Genomic DNA, 17,569 nt, shown 5'->3' on the forward strand with positions numbered 1-17,569 from the left:
TCAGCCGATGGCCTGTTCGACCAGCGTGCCCTTGTCGAGGTGCAGGGTGTGATTGGCGTATTCCGCGGCCTTGGGGTCGTGGGTCACCATCACGATCGTCTTGCCGTGTTCGCGATTGAGTTCGCGCAGCAGGCCGAGCACGTCTTCCGCCGACTGGCGGTCGAGATCGCCCGTCGGCTCGTCGCAAACCAGCAACGTGGGATCGGAAACGATGGCGCGCGCGATGGCGACACGCTGCTGCTGACCGCCCGACAGCTCGCCGGGTTTATGCGTGGCGCGATCTTCCAGACCCACGAGTTGCAGCGCGATCGATGCATTCTGCCGTCGCTGCGCACTGGATAGCTTCGTGAGTAGCAACGGCAGTTCGACGTTGCGCTGCGCGGTCAGCATCGGCATCAGGTTATAGAACTGAAACACGAAACCGACATGCGTCGCGCGCCAGCGGGCAAGCGAACCGCTGCTCATCTTGTCGATGCGTTCACCGGCGACGGTGATGCTGCCACCTGTCGGCGTATCCAGACCGCCGATCATGTTTAGCAGTGTTGTCTTACCCGAGCCCGACGGCCCCATCAGCGCGAGGAAATCGCCTTCCTCGATTTTCAGATCCACGCCGTGCAGCACTTCCACTTTCTGTTTGCCGCGTTCGTACACCTTGGAGAGGTCGTCGATATCGATCAATGTGGTCATGGGTCGGGCTCCGGTGATGGATGTCGCGCTCAGGGCGCGGGTTCGTTGGCGACGGCTGAGCCGTCCTTCAGTTCGGCGGGAGGCGAAACGACCAGCGTGTCGCCCGTGTTCAGGCCATCGGGGACAAGCCGCAGGTCGCCATAGGCATTCTTCGCCGGGACGACATCGCGCTTCCTTGCATGACCTTCCGTAACGAGGAAGACGACATCGTGGCCGTCGCGATGGACGATGGTCGTCGCGGGGATGAGGACGCCGCGAGGTACGGCCGCATCCACCGCCTTGCGTTCGAGAAAGGAGACGCGGGCACCCATGTCGGGAACGATGCGCCCGTCCTTGTTTTCCAGCGCCACACGCACTTTTACCGTTGCCTTGCCGCGGTCGGCGGCGGGAACGATGGCGATCACGTGTGCCGGAATCTTCCAGTCGGGATACGCGTCCAGCACGGCTTCGGCCGGCATGTCGGCCTTGACGCGACCGATGTATGCCTCGTTGACGTCGACATCGACTTCGAGCGAATCCATGTCGACGATAGTGCCGACGCCCGTGCGCGTGAACCCGCCGCCCGCCGAAAGAGGCGAGACGATTTCGCCGACTTGTGCCGCCTTGTCGGTGATCACGCCATCGAAGGGCGCGCGCACGATCGTGTAGTCGAGATTGACGTTCGCGACAGCGACCTGTGCCTCGGCCGAGTCGGCCTGACGCCGCGCCGTATTCAACTGCGCGCGTAACGTCGAGGCCTGCGTACGTGCCTGTTCCGCGATCTGCTTGGACACCAGCCCTCGCCCGACCAGTGCGTCCTGGCGGTCCGCGTCGCGCAACGCCTGATCCAGTTGCGCCTGCGCCTGGGCCACCTGGGCGTGCGACGCCGCCGCGCTGGCCCGGTAAGCGTCGAGGCTGGCGCGGGTAGCGTTGTCTTCCAGGCGGGCCAGTATCTGACCCTTATGCACCCGGTCGCCTTCTTCGATCAGCACTTCGGTCAATGTCCCGGTGATCTGGGCAGAAACCGTGGCTTGCCGACGCGCGGTGACATAGCCAGTGGCCTGAAGCACGGCGCCCGCATCGGGGTTGCTCGCCGGCGATACGGCGGTCGCGGTATGTATGGCTATGGGACGCCGTCCCATGACATACCAGGTCCCGCCAGCCAGGATGGCCACCACGACGACTGCGATGCCTGCGATCAACGCGATGCGACCACCGCGTCCCCCGCCGCCGTGCTGCTCGCGATGCGACTTCTCAATCCTGAGCTGCTTCAGGAGTTCAGCGTTGCTACTCATGCGTTTCCTCGCCCCCGCGGCATCCGCCGCCCGTGATGAAGCATGCGCTCCGTAAGAATTCGAAGGAACTACGGGGCATCAGGTGGTGGGAGTGACAGGTGTCAGGCCGAAAGTCGCGCCCCTCACCGTCGCCCTGCCTGCGCAGGGGCGACGGTGAGGGGTAGAAACGCGACGCAGAGGCATGCGCTTCCCGACATCGCCCACGCCCGCTACCCTTCCCCCATGACCACCATCATCACCGCCCCCACCGCCCCGACAGTCCCCGTCCAGGGAAGCGACCTGCGCTTCCCCGTACGCCGCATCTTCTGCATCGGCCGGAATTACGCCGACCACGCCAGGGAAATGGGCGCCACGGCGGATACGGCAAACCCCATGTTTTTCTGCAAACCCGCGGATGCCGTGGTAACCGACGGGGCCGACCTGCCCTATCCGTCCGTCACCAGCGATCTTCATCACGAAGTCGAGATGGTCGTGGCCCTGAAGGCCGGTGGCAGCGACATCGCCCCTGCCGACGCCGCCGGCCTGATCTGGGGCTATGGCGTGGGCCTGGACCTGACCCGCCGCGACCTGCAGGCACAGGCGAAAGCCAAGGGCGCTCCGTGGGACGTTGCGAAGGGTTTCGACCATTCGGCGCCGGTATCCGCGCTGCGCGCTGCCGAAACCGGGGTACCCGGCCCCGAAACGGAGATTACCCTTCGGATAAACGGGGATGTGCGCCAGCGGGCCACGCTGGGCGACATGCTCCTGGACGTACCCCATATCATCGCGGCATTGTCGAAGCTGTTCGAACTGAAAGCGGGCGATCTCATTTTCACCGGCACGCCCGCGGGCGTATCGGCGCTTCAACGGGGCGATCGTTACGAAGCCGAGCTGGTCGGCTTCGCGACGCTCTCCGGCAAGGTAATCTGACGTTTCGCGCCCTGCTTACATATAAACGATTAGTTTTCGCCCACCGCACACGAGGAGCAACAACCGATGAGCCTTATTTCGGAATTCAAGACATTCGCGCTGCGTGGCAACGTAGTCGACCTGGCTGTCGGTGTGGTGATCGGTGCCGCCTTCGGCAAGATCGTCACGGCGCTGGTCGACAACATCATCATGCCGCCCATCGGCTATCTGATTGGCGGTATCGACTTCTCCGACTGGAAGTGGGTGCTCAAGGCGGGCGACCCGACCACCAAGACGGCCGAGGTCGCCGTTCAGTACGGTGTCTTCATCAACGTGCTGATCCAGTTCGTCATCATCGCGTTCGCCATCTTCCTCGTCGTCAAGGCGATCAACCGCATGACGCGTCGCGAAGCCGCCGCTCCTGTCACGCCGCCGGACGTGGTGGTCCTGCAGGAAATCCGCGACCTGCTGAAAGCGGATCGACAGAAGTAAGCGGAGCGGGATCCACCTCCAAAACCGTGACCTTCGGCCTAGAAGTACGTGAGTCGAATAGACACATAATCGGGACTTTCCCACCGGGGGTCCCCATGAACCGTATCGTTCGCTTCCACGCGCTGGCACTTGGCCTGTCGCTTGCCTTATCGGCGCAGGCCGCCGATAAGGCCACCACTATTCCCGCAAAAGCGGTCAGCGCAGCCGAACAGCTGCGCGATCGCGCCGTGACCGACCAGACGGCATACAAGGTCGTCGAGTCGCTGACGACGGAAGTCGGTCCGCGCGTCGCGGGCAGCCCGAACGACGAGCGCGGCCGTGCATGGGCCGTGGCTAAGTTCAAGGAACTCGGCTTCGACAAGGTCTATACCGAGAAGGTGACCTACCCGCTTTGGGAGCGCCGCAGCGAGCACGGCGCGATCGTGTCGCCCTATCCTCAGCCGCTGACGCTGACTGCGCTTGGCTACTCCGCAGGCACGCCCAAGGGCGGCCTGACTGCCGATGTCGTCGGCTTCGCGGACCTCGATGCCCTGAAGGCAGCGGATGCAGCCACGATCAAGGGCAAGATCGTCTACGTCAGCACCCACATGCAGCGTCAGAAGGACGGGCACGATTACGGTATGGGCTCGGCCACTCGCACACTCGGTGCCGTCCTTGCCGCCCAGAAAGGCGCGGCCGCTTATCTCCTGCGCTCCGCCGGCACGGATGCACACAGCCGCACACCGCACACGGGCGTGACCGGATTCCGCGACGAGAAGCAGGCCATTCCGGCCGCCGCGCTCTCGCTGCCGGACGCCGACCAGCTTGAACGCGTCCTGGCCAGCGGCAAGCCGGTGACACTGAAGCTAGACCTCGATGTCGGTTTCAACGGCACCTATACCGGCGCCAACGTCATCGGCGAGATCACCGGCCGCAAGCATCCCGATCAGGTCGTCGCCATCGGCGGACATCTGGATTCATGGGATCTCGGCACGGGCGCCATCGACGACGGCGCGGGCGTGGCCATCGCCATGGCGGCCGCCAAGCTCATCAAGGACATGCCGCAGCGTCCGGACCGCACGATTCGCGTGATCGCTTTCGCGAACGAGGAGATGGGTCTGTGGGGCGGTCGTGCCTATGCCGACCAGCATGCCAAGGATGTGGCGAAGCACCAGCTCGGTACGGAATCCGATTTCGGTTCCGGCAAGATCTGGCGCATGACGGCGAGCGTAAAGCCGGAAGCACGCGGCGCCATCGAACAGATCGCCAAGGTCATCGAACCCCTGGGTGTCGCCTACGACGCCACGAAACCGGGTGGCGGCGGTTCCGACCTGTCGCAGATGCACGGCAAGGGCATGGCCGCGCTGTCGCTCACGCAGGACGGTACCGACTATTTCGACTACCACCACACGGCGAACGACACGCTGGACAAGATCGATCCGAAGGATCTGGCCCAGAACGTCGCCGTGTACGCCGTGTTCTCGTACATGGCCGCCCAGGCCAACGGCGACTTCGGCTCGGCACCGAATGCGTTTGCCAATGACGGCGCGCGCGACTGAGTAAGAACTGGCGCGTCTCTCCTGGGACGCGCCAGACACCGTCGCGCCGGACACCTTGTGTATGAGCCCGGAAGGCCGCGTTACACCTCCGCGGCAATGTCGCGCGGTTTGCCCAGCTTTTCCTGCAAACGATTCATATACAGATAGATCACCGGCGTGAGGTAGAGCGTCAGGATCTGCGATACCACCAGACCGCCAACCACGGCCAGACCCAGCGGGCGCCGGGTTTCCGCGCCCGCGCCGATGCCGAGCGCGATCGGCAAGGTGCCGGCGAACGCGGCCATCGTCGTCATCATGATGGGGCGGAAACGCACGCGGCAGGCTTCGGCGATGGCCTTCGCCGGGTCCATGCCCTCGTCGCGCTGACGCTCAAGTGCGAAGTCGATCATCATGATCGCGTTCTTCTTCACGATGCCGACCAGCATCACGATGCCGACGAATGCGAACAGATCGAGCGACGCGTTGAAGATCACCAGGGTCAGCAGCGCGCCGACAGCCGCGGCGGGAAGGCCGGAAAGAATCGTGAGCGGATGGATGAAGCTTTCGTAGAGAATGCCCAGCACCAGATAGATCACGAACACAGCCAGCAGCAGGAGCATACCCATGCCCTTGACCGAATCCTGGAAGGCCTGCGCCGTGCCCTGCACGCTGCCGCTCAGAGTTGCGGGCAAGCCAAGCTGTTTTGTCGCCTGATCGATCTGTGCGACGGCCGTACTCAGCGAGACACCCGGCGCCAGATTGAACGACACCGTGACAGCCGGTAGCTGACCCTGGTGATTCACAGTGAGCACCTGCGGTTTGCGCTCGAAGCGGGCGACGGTATCGAGAGGAATCGATTTGCCGGTACTGGACGTGACGTACAGCTTCGACAGCACCGCCGGATCGTCCTGCATGCGGCGTTCGACCTGGAGAATCACCCAGTACTGCGTCGCCGCGCCGTAAATCGTGGATATCTGACCCTGTCCGAACGCGGTACCGAGCGCCGTCTGCACCTGGTCCATCGTCAGGCCCAGCGGCGCCAGCTTGTCGCGGTTGACCGTCACCACCATCGACGGACTGTTCAGATCGAGATCGCTGGTGACGTCCTGGAAACCCGGGAGCTTCTGGAATGCATTCATCAAACGACCCGACCAGTCGTACAAGGAGTTCAGATCGGTCGACTGTACCGTGTACTGGTACTGGGCCTTGGATTGACGGCCACCCACCTGGATGGCCGGCGGATTCTGGATATAAGTGCGGATGCCCGGCACGGCCGCGAACTTGTGGCGCAGTTCCTGGGTGATCTCGTCGGGCGTGGTGTCGCGATCGCTCGCCGGCTTCAGCCGCAGAAGCATCGAGCCGGAATTTGCCGTCGCACGCGCACCGCCCGCACCGACGCTGGACATAACTGCTTCGATGTTCGGATCGTCGCCCGCGATTTTCGCCAGCACCTGCTGTCTTGCCGACATAGCGGCGAAGGAGATATCCGTCGGGCCTTCGGTCGTCACGCGCAGTTGGCCGCTGTCGCCGGCGGGAATGAAGTCCTTCGGTACGATGAAGAACAACAGGCCGGTCGCGGCAAGACTCAGTGCGAACACGAGAAGCACCGAACGCGGATGCCCCATGCACCAGGCCAGCGTCCGGGTGTAACCGTTCTGTACGGCCAGGAATCCCCGATCGAACCACACGACCACGAAGATGCGCTTGTTGTGATCGTGCGCGCGTACGAAGCGGCTGCACAGCATCGGTGTCAGCGTGATGGAAACAAAGCCGGAAATCAGGATCGACACGCTGATCACGACGGCGAATTCGTGGAAAAGCCGGCCGACGATGCCGCCCATGAACATGACAGGGATGAAGACCGCGACCAGCGATAGCGTCATCGAGAAGATGGTGAACCCGATTTCGGTCGCCCCCTTCACCGCCGCCTCATAAGGTTTTTCGCCGGCTTCGATGTGCCGCATGATGTTCTCGAGCATCACGATCGCATCGTCGACCACGAAACCCACCGCAAGGGTCAGCGCCAGCAGTGAAAGATTATCGAGGCTGTATCCCAATGCGAACATCGCGCCGAAGGTGCCGAGCACGGAGATGGGCAGCGCAATCGCCGGAATCAGCGTGGCCGATGCGTTGCCGAGGAACAGATAGATCACCAGCACGACCAGCACACCGGCAAGGACCAGCGTGAACTGCACGTCGTGCACCGATTCGCGAATGGATTGCGAGCGGTCGTACATCACATCCAGCCTTACCGACGGCGGCAGGGTTTCGGTGAATGCGGGCAACAACGCGAGAATATTGTCGACCGTCTGTACGGTATTGGCGCCGGGCTGACGCTGGATAGCCAGCGTGATGGTCCGGCCGCCGTTGAACCAGCTGGCCTTCTGATCGTCCTGCACGCTGTCGCGCGGCGAGGCGATATCACCCAGGCGCACCGGCGCACCGTTGCGGTAGGCCACGACGATCTGCCCGTAATCGGCGGCGCGCATGAGCTGGCCATCCGAACGGATCGACAGCAGCTGCCGGCTGCCGTTGAGGGAACCGGTCGCCTTGTTGACGTTGGCGGCAGCGACCGCATTGCGCACCTGATCGACGCCGATACCCGTCGCAGCAAGGCGGTCGGGGTCTACGTTGATACGCACGGCGTACTTCTGCGACCCGTATACGTTGACCTGCGCGACACCGTCGACCATCGACAGCCGCTGCGCGAGTTCGGTTTCGGCGTAGTCGTCGACGGTCGACAGCGGCAGTGTCGACGACTGCATGGTCAGGAACAGGATCGGCGCGTCGGCCGGATTCACCTTCCGGAAGGTCGGCGGCGTCGGCATGTCCTGGGGCAACTGCCGCAGTGCCGCCGAGATGGCGGCCTGAACGTCCTGCGCTGCCGCGTCGATGCTGCGGTCCAGCGTGAACGTGACGGTGATGGATGTCGAACCCAGCGAACTGCTGGAGCTCATGGAATCGATGCCCGCGATCGTCGACAACTGCGCTTCGAGCGGCGTCGCCACCGACGAGGCCATTGTCTCGGGCGACGCTCCGGGCAGGTTCGCGCTGATGTTGATCGTCGGGAAATCGACGTTGGGCAATTCGTTGACCGGCAGCTTCGGATACGCGGCGATACCGAAAATAACCAGTGCCGCCATCAGCAGCGTGGTCATGACGGGGCGGCGTATACAGAGTTCGGGCAGGGTCACGACGGAACCCTCAGTTCTTTTCGACGCGGATGTGCGCGCCGTCGACGAGCAGCATCTGTCCTTCGGTCACCACGCGTTCTCCCGCAGCCACGCCCTTGTCGATGACGACATGGTCGTTACTGGTCGGGCCGACGACAATGCTGCGCTGTTCGACGGTATTGTCCGCTTTGACGATAAAGACGAAGCTCCCTTCCGTCGAACTCTGCAACGCCACGACCGGAATGCTGACCGCGTCGCTGAGGCGGGTGGTCGGCAAGGTCACCTCGGCGAACTGACCGGAGGTCAGGCGGCCATCGGCGTTGTCGAATCGGCCCTTCAGCACGATCGTGCCCGTGGTGATGTCGACAGCGTTATCGATGAATTCCAGTTCGCCGGTCAGCGGCGCGCCCTTGTCGCCCGTGACCCGTGCCGTGACCGGCATCGCACCGCGACGCAATGTCGTGCGCACGGAGGGAAGGCTGTCCTCGGGGATGGAGAAGGCGACGCGAATCGGATCGATCTCGTTCAGCACGACGATGTCCGTGGTATCGGCCGAGAGCGTCGCGCCGGGATACGCCAGCGGCGCACCCGTCACGCCATCGAATGGCGCGGAGACGGTCGTGAAATCCAGTTGCACCTGCGCGGCCTGCGCGGCGGCGCGGTCGCTTTCCAGCGCGGCGCGGGCCACGCCGAGGTTCGCTTTGTACAGATCGAAATCGGCACGCGAAACGAATCCCTTGCCAAGCATGTTCTGATAGCGCGAAAGATCGGCCTCGGCCTTCACCAGTTGCGCCTGGTCGCGCGCGATGTTCCCTTTGGCCTGGTCCAGTGCTGCCTTCAGCGGGCGCGGGTCGATACGCGCGAGTACGTCGCCCTTGCGCACGTGCGCACCGGGCGTGAACGCCAGCGATTCAAGCTGCCCATTCACACGCGAACGGATGTTGACGGTCGAATAGGCCTCGGCACGGCCGATAACCTTCAGCGACAGATCGATATCGCCACGCGTCGCGGTCGCCACCGTGACGGGAACCGCGGCGCTCGCGGCCGGCTTCGCGGTCCCCGCGTCGCCACCCTTTCCGCCCACGTGTCGCCAGATCGCGAACGCGATAACCGCAACGACGAGCAGTCCGGTCAACAGGAGAAGTTTCTTCCTTGGGGAACGCTGCATGTGTACTCCGGCCGGACCGGCTGCGGTCCAGGGATGTCGTCCAGGGCAACGCCCGTGACGACAGCGGGTGGGTCGGCCATCGGCCAGTAAAAACGTGTAAACGGCGCGCGCGTTGACGCTGCCCCAAGAAGGGGTCAGTCCCCGTCGGCCGGATTATCCAGCGCCTGGAGGTTATCTTTCATGCGATTGAGCACATTCATGGTCGTTACCAGGTCCGCGTGGGAAATGCCGTTATGGGCATCCAGCCTGAGACCGCGGGCAATCTCGTCCATGCCGTCGATCACGCCACGAGCCTGTTCGGTGTCGTGCAATCGCCACGCACGGCGGTCGCGCGGGTCGGGGCGGCGCTCGACGAATCCCGCCGCCTGCAGGCGGTCGATGACGCGTCCCACCGCGATGGGTTCCATTTCCAGTTGCTCCGCCAGCTCGTTCTGCCGCTGGCCCGGATGGCGATGCAGCGCTTTCAGCGCGCGCCATTGGGCACGGGTCAGTCCGAAACGCACGGCTCGGCGATCGAAATGCTTGCGGAAAAGTAAGGTCACGTCGTTGATCAGGTAACCGAACGACATGTCTTCTGATTTAAGGGTCTCGGGCATAACCTTCGATACTGGCCGCTGGGGCCTTGGGGTGGCAAGGCGCCCATCGTAACTAATTGCCGCGTCGGAGGACGAATGGACATCGATTTGCTGGAAAGCGACATCACGATCCTGAACGTGGATGCGATCGTAAACGCGGCAAACGAGTCGCTTCTTGGAGGTGGCGGCGTCGATGGGGCCATCCATCGCGCGGCGGGACTCCGCCTTCTCGCGGCCTGCCGGGCGCTGCCCGAGGTCCGCCCCGGCGTGCGCTGCCCCACCGGGGAGGCCCGCATCACGCCTGGCTTCGACCTTCCGGCGCGCTTCGTCATCCACACCGTGGGGCCGGTCTGGCACGGCGGCGGGGACGGGGAAGCCGGTCGGTTGGCGGCGTGCTACCGGAACAGCCTGGCGTTGGCCCAGGCACACGGCCTCCGCTCGATCGCCTTTCCGGCGATCAGTTGCGGGGTTTTCGGCTATCCGCTCGATGAGGCCGCAGCGATCGCGGTACGTTGTGTGCGCGCCGCGATGGATGGGCCGGAGCGGGTGGTGTTTTGTACGTTTGGGAATGTGGCGACTGGCGCTTTTTCCAAGGCGCTTGGGGTGTAGTCGCGTACGTTCGCTTTACGCTTCCGGAAGGCCGCCGCGAAGCCTCATCGAGGATAAAGCGGCGGCAGCGGATCGTCGCTTTTCGAAACCGTATCGACTATCCAGACAAACCCCTGCGCAAAAGCCGCCCGCAGCGCGGCGCCATCGACCGTTCCCCCGCCAAAGCGTGCCCGCTGCAACGCCGCGACGGCGTCGCGCTGCGCGCCATCGCCAAGTAGCGGCAACAACGCACCCAGGCTTCTGAGTTCGGGATGCGCGACGCGTGCCCAGGCGAGAAGCGTCGACTCCTGTGCAGCCAGGTCCTCGCCGTGTGTCGTGGCGACGAAAGCCTCGCGTCGCTTGCCGTGATCGCGCACGGGCGCGGATGCTGGTTTTCCGCCGCTCGCCGGCGCTGGACGCCGGCGCGCCGTAACGAACCACGCAAGCATCGTCAGTGCCCAGAGTCCCAGCGCGCCCAAGAAAAGCCAGCGCCAGGGAAAGCCCGAAGCCGATGGAGCCACCGCGACCGGCGGCGCAACGGTACCCGTGTGCGCCGGAGCGACCGACGTCGGCGCAGCAGCCGCACCTCCCGTGACCTCGAGGTCGTGCGCCGGAATGCGCGCGGTTTCCAGACGATCCGTCTGGACGTTCCACCAGTGCAGGGTGGTCTCGGGAATATGCAGCGTCCCCGCACGACTGGGCACGACAGCGAAACCCTGCTCGCGCCAGCCTGTTATCCATGGACCGCTGTTCGCGCCGCCGGTATTCGGTTTATCCGGATAGACGTCCGCACCGTCGATCGGCGGCAGCGACAACGCCGGCAGCGCCTCGAAGGGAATGCCCGTGGCCTGCAGACGCATCGTCAGGGTGACCGGCTGCCCCACCCCCGCTTTCCCATCCTGCGGCCATCCACCGATGTTGAGCGTCAGTTCGCGGGCCGGCAGCCACGCGCCCTCCCCGGCTGTCGCCGGCTTCGCGCTTATCTCGATTTTCTGCGGCTGCCCGACGGCGTTGACCGGTGTGCCCGCGCCGAAGAATGCGCCCGGATCTTCCGCGTCGACCGCGGTACCCTGGAAGGTCGGCGGCCCGATCTGAAGCGTGCCGGCGCGCTGCGGCATGATGGCGTAGTGGCGTTCGATGACGTTGAACGTACGGCCGCCGCGCTGGGTCTGGAACGTTACGTCCTGGCCGACGCGGCGGATGTCCGTGCCATCGGCGCCCGGATCGCCCAGCGTGCCGTCGGCCAGTCGCACGCCGTAATAAAGACGCAGCGTGTAATCGATCTGCTGACCGACATACGCATGCGTGGTGTCGGTTTTGACGTCGAGGAAAACGGTCGCATTCGAGCGGGCCGGCGCGTTGGGATCCGTCGCGTCGACATTCAGTTCGAGAGCCGGCGTTCGCTGCCCGCCGATGGTCAGCGCCGGAACGGTGATGTGTCCCTCGTGACGAGGGCGCAGCGCGATGCCCAATACCGCCCGCGCACGACGCTGCCCGTTGACGACACTGAGCGATCGACTGACCTGCGTACCGAGCACGACGAAATCGGTGCCGAGCGGCGTCAGATCGGGTGAATCGATATCCACCGAAGCATCGGCTTCGATGTTCAGCGTGACGGTTTCTCCAACGCCCACGTCGGTGCGATCGAGCGATGCGCGCACGCCCGGCGCCTGCGCCAGTGCGAGATACGGCGCGCAGATCAGCGCGAACAGCACGAGGATCCTTCGCGACATTATTCCTCCGGTCCGACGCCATGACGGCGCTGGTATTCGAGCATGAACTTGCGTCGCAACAGACCGCCGGGATCGTCGGGCACGCGCTGCAATGCCTGGCGCACTTCCTGCGGAAGTTTCTGCGTGGCATCGCCGGGCGCTTCGGCGCCAAGATCGTGCACCTCATGGTCGGTGGGCTTCGCGTCCTTGTTGGCATCGCCACGGGCGAGTGCGGCGTCCATGCGCTCCTTCAACGCCTGCTGGGCTTTTTGCGCTTCGGCTTTCTGCTCCGCGGTTTTCGCATCGGCGTTGCCTTGCGGTGCCCCCGCAGGCGATTGCTTGTCTCCAGCGGACTTGCCGTCGTCGCGATCCTTGTCGCCCGGCTTGCCCTGCGGACCCGCTTCGCCGCCTTCCTTCTGGCCTTCGCTACCGTCGCGGGCGTCCTTACCGTCCTTCGACTGGTCGCCTTCCTGTCCGTTGTCCTGTTTGTCGCCCTGCTGTCCCTGCTGATCGGAACCACCGGGCTTATCGGGCTTCTTCGAACCGTCCTTGTCGTTGTCGCCCGACTTTTTCTGCTCCTGTTTTTTCTGCTGTTGCAGCCAGTCCTCGACCGCCTTGCGATTGGCTTTTGCGTCGTCCAGCGACGGATCGGTCCCGAGGGCGCGATCGTATGCGGCAATCGCATCGTCGTAGCGCCCCTGCTTCGCCAGCGCGTTGCCGAGGTTGTACTGAGCCTGCGCGCCCTGCTGTCCGTTCAACGCCGCCGAGGCGCCCGCGTAGTCGCCAGCGCGGTAAGCGGCGGCGCCACGCAACGCATCGCTATGCGCCAGAGACTGGGCACGTTTGGCATCGCCGCTGGCGAGTGCGTTCGCAGCCTGCTGATCGCGCGTGCGGAACAGATCCTCGATACCGTCGGCGTGCGCGCGACCCGGAACGAGAGGCATGAAAGCCAGCGCCAGCACCAGCACCAGCAGCCAGCCGCGCCTGAAGACTAGCGCGAGCAGGGGCAACAACGGCAGCAGGAACCAGGGACCGCGATCCTGCCATTCGCCGCCCTTCGCACCGGCGACCGCTTCCGCGCCCGCCACGTCATCGACCTGCGCCGCCAGGGCGTCGGTGTCTTCGTGACCCGAAGCAATCGGCACGTAGCGACCGCCGCCCGCGGCGGCGACCGCGGCGAGCGATGTGTCGTCGCGCGCCGCCATGACGACGTTGCCGGAAGCATCTTTCACGAATCCGCCATCGCCGGTGGCGATCGGTGCGCCCTGCGCGGTTCCTACGCCCAGCACGGAAACCCTTCGTCCTGCCGCGCGCGCGCGCCGGGCGGCGGCCACCGCGCCGGCGTCCGCACGATCGGTGACCAGGACGATGGAGCCACCCGATACGTCGGCATGACGAATCAGTTCGACCGCCTGATCGATGGCCCTGCCCGGGTCGTCGCCTTCCGCGGGCATCGTGTCCGGAGACAACGCATTCAGGAGATCGTCGACGCTGCGCGCATCCGAGGTCAGCGGTGCCACCACGAACGCTTCGCCCGCATAGGCGACGAGTCCGTTCAGACCGTCATGATGAGCGGCGAACAGATCGCGAACCTTGAATCGCGCGCGACTCAGCCGATCGGGCACGACGTCGCGCGAAAGCATGTGCGGCGACATCGACATCGCCACGACCTGCGCGGAACGCTGTGCGAAAAGCGGTTGTACCTGCCGGTCCCAGGCAGGACCGGCGAGAGCGATCGTCGCGAGCAGGCCCGACGCCAGCAAGGCCAGCGGAGCGAAGCGCGAGCGATTCGGCGCGCCGTCGAGCAGATACGGTAGCAACGCCGGATCGGCAAGCCGCGCGAGCACGCGCTGCTCGCCGGAACGACGACCGGTCAGCCATGCGACGAAAACCACGACAGGCAGCAACAACAGCCACGCCGGTTGCAGGAAATGAAACGAGCCGAACAGGGTGCTCATGTGCGCACCTCTGGCCCGACGAAACGCGGTAACGCGGCAAGCGCGAGCAGCACCATGGCCGCCAGCAGCGGCCAGCGAAACAGTTCGTAATGAGGACGTAACGGCTGGCCTGCCTGCGGCATCGGTTCGAGTGCGTCGATAGCGCGATATGCCTGGGCCAACTGATCGGTATCCGTAGCGCGGAAGAAGCGGCCGCCGGTCTGGTTCGCGATATCGGTAAGCATGCCGACATCGAGATCGGCCGACGGATTGATGACGCGGCTACCGAAGAAGTCCGGCACACGCATTGCATTCGCGCCGATGCCGATGGTGTAGATGCGAACGCCGGCAGCCTTCGCCGCCTTGGCGGCTTCCGCGGGCGAGATCGAGCCGGCGTTGTTCACACCGTCAGTCAACAGCACGACGACGCGTGCCTGCTCGGGAAGGGCAATGAGGCGTTTGACAGCGACAGCGAGCGCATCGCCGATGGCCGTCTCGGTGCCCGGCAAACCGACCACCGCACCGTGTAACTGGGCGCGCACGGCGTCCAGGTCGTAAGTCAGCGGCGTCACCAGGTAGGCCTGCGAACCAAACAGGATCAGACCCACTTCGTCGCCGGCACGCCGGTCGATGAAATCGCCCGCGATGGCTTCGACCGCGGCGAAGCGGCTTACCTGTTGTCCGGCGAGCAGCATGTCTTCGCGCGACATGCTTCCGGACAGATCCACCGCGAGCATCGTGGCGCGGCCACTGCGCTGCTGCGGCTGCGGCGGCCCCAGCCACTGCGGACGCGCCGCCGCGACGACCAGGCAGCACCATGCCAGCGCGAACAGCAGGACGGCGCTGGTGGAAGGGCGTGCGCGGCTTGCCTGCGTCAGTACCAACCCGGGATGCGGAAGATTGAGTGCCTGCGCCGGCGCGGCGGGACGCCATACACGACGGACGACGAAGGGAAGCGGCAGCACGAGGAACAACCAGGGCCACGCGAACTCAGGCAGGAGCATGCGCAACCTCCCCCATCCCGCGCGCGGCCCGTTCTGTCGATGCGAGCGCCACGGCTGCCCATGCGCGCAGGTCGCGCGCCACAGCATCGACATCCAGTTCGACAGCAGGTGCATACAACGCGTCGTCCAGCGCCGCGAGCCGATCGATATCGACACCCGGCGCGAGTTCGCCGAGAACATGACGCCATGCCTCGCCGCGACGGCTTACCGATGCCGGCCTGCGCGCGCGTGCGATACGACGGAGCAACTGCGATGTCGCCGCGACGAACGCGGCAACCTCGCCATCGCGGGCGTAACGCGCTTCCGCCGCACGCAGATCGCCGAGCGCCGCATGCACGAAACGACGCTGACGGCGACGTCCGCGCAGCCATAGTGCGAGCAGTACGATCGCAAGCAGGAGCAATGCGATAAGCACCCACCATCCGGGTGCGAGCGGCCACCACGCACTGACCGTCGGCACGTGGATGTCGCGAAGTTCGGGGCCGTTGGGAAGGATCACGGGCCGCGTCCCCTCGCGCCGAGCAGCGCGATGGTCGCGTCCAGAGGATCGACGACGGTGTCGATCGTGCGCTGTCGCAGGCCGGTAGCGGTGGCGAGCGCTTCGAGTTTCATCCGTCCCTGGCCGAGCGCGAGTGCAAAATCATCGCGCTGACGCGTCGCGTGCAGGACGACGTCGTAATGCTTTCCCTCGTGGGCGAGCGGATAACGCCCCGGTGGCGGCGCGGCCAGTTCCATCGCATCGGCCACGGTGAGTACGGCGACATCCGCGCGACGCATCAGATCGAGCAGTGGACCGCGCGCACCGTCGTCGCAGCTGAAGCCATCGCTGATCAGCAGCACGCGGCTGGCACCGTGCATGAGGCGTCCCGCACGCTGCAAGGCACCGGACAGGGATTCGAAGCCAGCATCGTCGGCGCGTGCGTCCCACGCGGCGATAGCCCCCAGGGCGGCAAGTGCGCCCCGCGCCCCGCCACGAGGACGCAGCAGGTGACGTTCCGCACCGAAGGCCAGCACGCCGACGCGATCGCCACCGCGTACCGCGTACCACGCTGCTACGGCCGCGGCACGCGCGGCCTGCACGGATTTGAAACGGACGCGGGTACCGAAACGCATGCCCGCATTGGTGTCCAGCAGAATCAGCAGGCGCCCTTCCCGTTCTTCCTGAAAGAGCTTGGTATGCAGGCTTCCGCTACGCGCGGTCAATCGCCAGTCGAGCCGGCGCACATCGTCGCCGGGCTGGTAGATACGCGATTCGGCATAGTCCATGCCGCGCCCATGCAACCGGCTGGGTTGCTGGCCGCGGCGCGCGGCGCGCGATACGACCGGCGGCGAAGGCGCACGCGCCACCCGCGCGCGGAGCGCGATCAGTTCGGCGAGACTGACGCTGACCTGTCCATCGCCATCGCGGTTCATGGAGACGCTGGCGTTCACGGCAGCGGTACGAGATCCAGCAGGCGATCGATGACGCTGTCGATCTTCACGCCCTCCGCTTCCGCCTCGTAGCTGGGCAGCACGCGATGACGCAGCACTTCGTGAGCCACCGCATGCACGTCTTCCGGCAGCGCATAAGCGCGCCCGGCCAGCCATGCGCGCGCACGGGCGCAACGATCCAGCGCGATGCTGGCACGAGGACTCGCGCCCCAGGCGATCCAGCGCTTCAGTTCGGGGCCGTAGACTTCCGCGCGACGCGTCGCCACGACCAGCTGCGTGATGTACAGCTCCAGCGCGGGCGCGACATGTATGGCGAGAACCGCATCGCGCGCCGCGAATACGTCCTCCGGACGCAGGACATGCGCCGGCGGCGGTACCGGATGCATCGCCTCGCGCGCCTGCTCGCGTGCAAGGCGCAGGATCGCCAGCTCCGCGTCGGCGTCCGGATAACCGATGGTCACGTGCATCAGGAACCGGTCGAGCTGCGCTTCGGGCAGCGCGAACGTGCCCTCCTGCTCGATCGGATTCTGCGTGGCCATCACCATGAAGAGTTCGGGCAGCGGCCACGTGCGGCGACCGATGGTGATCTGCCGCTCGGCCATCGCTTCGAGCAACGCGGACTGCACCTTGGCGGGCGCGCGATTGATTTCGTCGGCAAGCACGATGTTATGGAACAACGGGCCGCGCTCGAATTCGAATGCGCCAGTCTGCGGCCGGAAGATATCGGTACCCGTGAGATCGGCCGGCAACAGGTCCGGCGTGAACTGGATACGATGGAAATCGGCCTCGATCCGGGTTGCCAACGCCTTGATCGCCGTCGTCTTGGCCAACCCCGGTGCGCCTTCGACGAGCAGGTGCCCGTCGGCCAGGAGGGCGATCAGGAGGCATTCGACCAGATGCGGCTGACCGATGATGCTACGCCCGAGCTCCTCGCGCAGACGGACGAACGCGTCCTGGAGGGGCGTGGCGACGACTTCGGGTAGGGACATAGGGGATCTCGAGACATGGAACGAGGGTGAGACCACAAGGTACCCCAGAAGTTTAGACCGGAGCGGCGTTTTGTAGGAGCGCGCCGGCGCGTTCACCTCCTCTCCGAGGGCGAAAAGCCAACGGAGCCGTATAG

15 protein-coding genes are annotated in these 17,569 nt (G+C 65.2%); 4 read left to right on the forward strand and 11 right to left on the reverse strand.

What is annotated here, in order from left to right:
- Positions 1-687, reverse strand: coding sequence for an ABC transporter ATP-binding protein (locus EC912_RS05915; protein ID WP_132142219.1), 687 nt, complete (start codon positions 685-687; stop codon positions 1-3).
- A 29-nt stretch (positions 688-716) separates the two neighbouring features.
- Complete coding sequence (locus tag EC912_RS05920) at positions 717-1,961, reverse strand: efflux RND transporter periplasmic adaptor subunit (RefSeq protein WP_132142220.1); 1,245 nt, start codon at positions 1,959-1,961, stop codon at positions 717-719.
- Between the two features lie 222 nt (positions 1,962-2,183).
- Between EC912_RS05920 and EC912_RS05925 the strand changes: the two genes are divergently transcribed.
- From EC912_RS05925 to EC912_RS05935, 3 genes are all read left to right on the forward strand, one after another.
- Positions 2,184-2,870, forward strand: a complete 687-nt coding sequence (locus tag EC912_RS05925) for a fumarylacetoacetate hydrolase family protein (RefSeq protein ID WP_132142221.1) — start codon at positions 2,184-2,186, stop codon at positions 2,868-2,870.
- 66 nt (positions 2,871-2,936) lie between these two features.
- On the forward strand, positions 2,937-3,341 hold the full coding sequence (mscL, locus tag EC912_RS05930) for a large-conductance mechanosensitive channel protein MscL (RefSeq protein ID WP_132142222.1): 405 nt from the start codon (positions 2,937-2,939) through the stop codon (positions 3,339-3,341).
- 95 nt (positions 3,342-3,436) lie between these two features.
- Positions 3,437-4,879, forward strand: coding sequence for a M20/M25/M40 family metallo-hydrolase (locus EC912_RS05935; RefSeq protein WP_132142223.1), 1,443 nt, complete (start codon positions 3,437-3,439; stop codon positions 4,877-4,879).
- Positions 4,880-4,959: 80 nt separating this feature from the next.
- Here the strand turns inward: EC912_RS05935 and EC912_RS05940 are convergent, their stop codons facing one another.
- The 3 genes from EC912_RS05940 to EC912_RS05950 form a co-directional block, all read right to left on the reverse strand.
- Positions 4,960-8,052 (reverse strand): efflux RND transporter permease subunit, encoded by a 3,093-nt coding sequence (locus EC912_RS05940; RefSeq protein WP_132142224.1) that lies wholly within the window; start codon positions 8,050-8,052, stop codon positions 4,960-4,962.
- 10 nt (positions 8,053-8,062) lie between these two features.
- Positions 8,063-9,199: an efflux RND transporter periplasmic adaptor subunit gene (locus EC912_RS05945; protein ID WP_132142225.1), complete on the reverse strand. Its 1,137-nt coding sequence runs from the start codon at positions 9,197-9,199 to the stop codon at positions 8,063-8,065.
- A 134-nt stretch (positions 9,200-9,333) separates the two neighbouring features.
- Positions 9,334-9,795: a MarR family winged helix-turn-helix transcriptional regulator gene (locus EC912_RS05950; protein WP_132142226.1), complete on the reverse strand. Its 462-nt coding sequence runs from the start codon at positions 9,793-9,795 to the stop codon at positions 9,334-9,336.
- 75 nt (positions 9,796-9,870) lie between these two features.
- On the opposite strand from EC912_RS05950, the gene EC912_RS05955 reads away from it, so the two are divergent.
- Entirely contained in the window at positions 9,871-10,383 is a 513-nt protein-coding gene (locus tag EC912_RS05955; RefSeq protein WP_132142227.1) for an O-acetyl-ADP-ribose deacetylase, read from the forward strand.
- A gap of 44 nt (positions 10,384-10,427) precedes the next feature.
- On the opposite strand, the gene EC912_RS05960 is transcribed toward EC912_RS05955, so the two are convergent.
- The 6 genes from EC912_RS05960 to EC912_RS05985 are packed head-to-tail and all read right to left on the reverse strand — an operon-like array spanning position 10,428 to position 17,435.
- Positions 10,428-12,095, reverse strand: coding sequence for a BatD family protein (locus EC912_RS05960; protein ID WP_132142228.1), 1,668 nt, complete (start codon positions 12,093-12,095; stop codon positions 10,428-10,430).
- Positions 12,095-14,032 carry a tetratricopeptide repeat protein gene (locus EC912_RS05965; protein ID WP_132142229.1) on the reverse strand — a complete coding sequence of 646 codons (1,938 nt, stop codon included), beginning with the start codon at positions 14,030-14,032 and terminating at the stop codon, positions 12,095-12,097. The genes EC912_RS05960 and EC912_RS05965 overlap by 1 nt, the downstream gene beginning before the upstream one ends.
- Positions 14,029-15,009, reverse strand: coding sequence for a VWA domain-containing protein (locus EC912_RS05970; RefSeq protein WP_132142824.1), 981 nt, complete (start codon positions 15,007-15,009; stop codon positions 14,029-14,031). The genes EC912_RS05965 and EC912_RS05970 overlap by 4 nt, the downstream gene beginning before the upstream one ends.
- Positions 15,002-15,514: a DUF4381 family protein gene (locus EC912_RS05975; protein WP_132142230.1), complete on the reverse strand. Its 513-nt coding sequence runs from the start codon at positions 15,512-15,514 to the stop codon at positions 15,002-15,004. The genes EC912_RS05970 and EC912_RS05975 overlap by 8 nt, the downstream gene beginning before the upstream one ends.
- Positions 15,511-16,446 carry a DUF58 domain-containing protein gene (locus tag EC912_RS05980; protein WP_132142231.1) on the reverse strand — a complete coding sequence of 312 codons (936 nt, stop codon included), beginning with the start codon at positions 16,444-16,446 and terminating at the stop codon, positions 15,511-15,513. The genes EC912_RS05975 and EC912_RS05980 overlap by 4 nt, the downstream gene beginning before the upstream one ends.
- Positions 16,443-17,435 (reverse strand): AAA family ATPase, encoded by a 993-nt coding sequence (locus EC912_RS05985; protein WP_132142232.1) that lies wholly within the window; start codon positions 17,433-17,435, stop codon positions 16,443-16,445. Before EC912_RS05985 ends, EC912_RS05980 begins: the two co-directional genes overlap by 4 nt.
- Positions 17,436-17,569 lie beyond the last annotated feature (134 nt).

Source organism: Luteibacter rhizovicinus (genome assembly GCF_004342265.1).
GTDB lineage: Bacteria > Pseudomonadota > Gammaproteobacteria > Xanthomonadales > Rhodanobacteraceae > Luteibacter > Luteibacter rhizovicinus_B.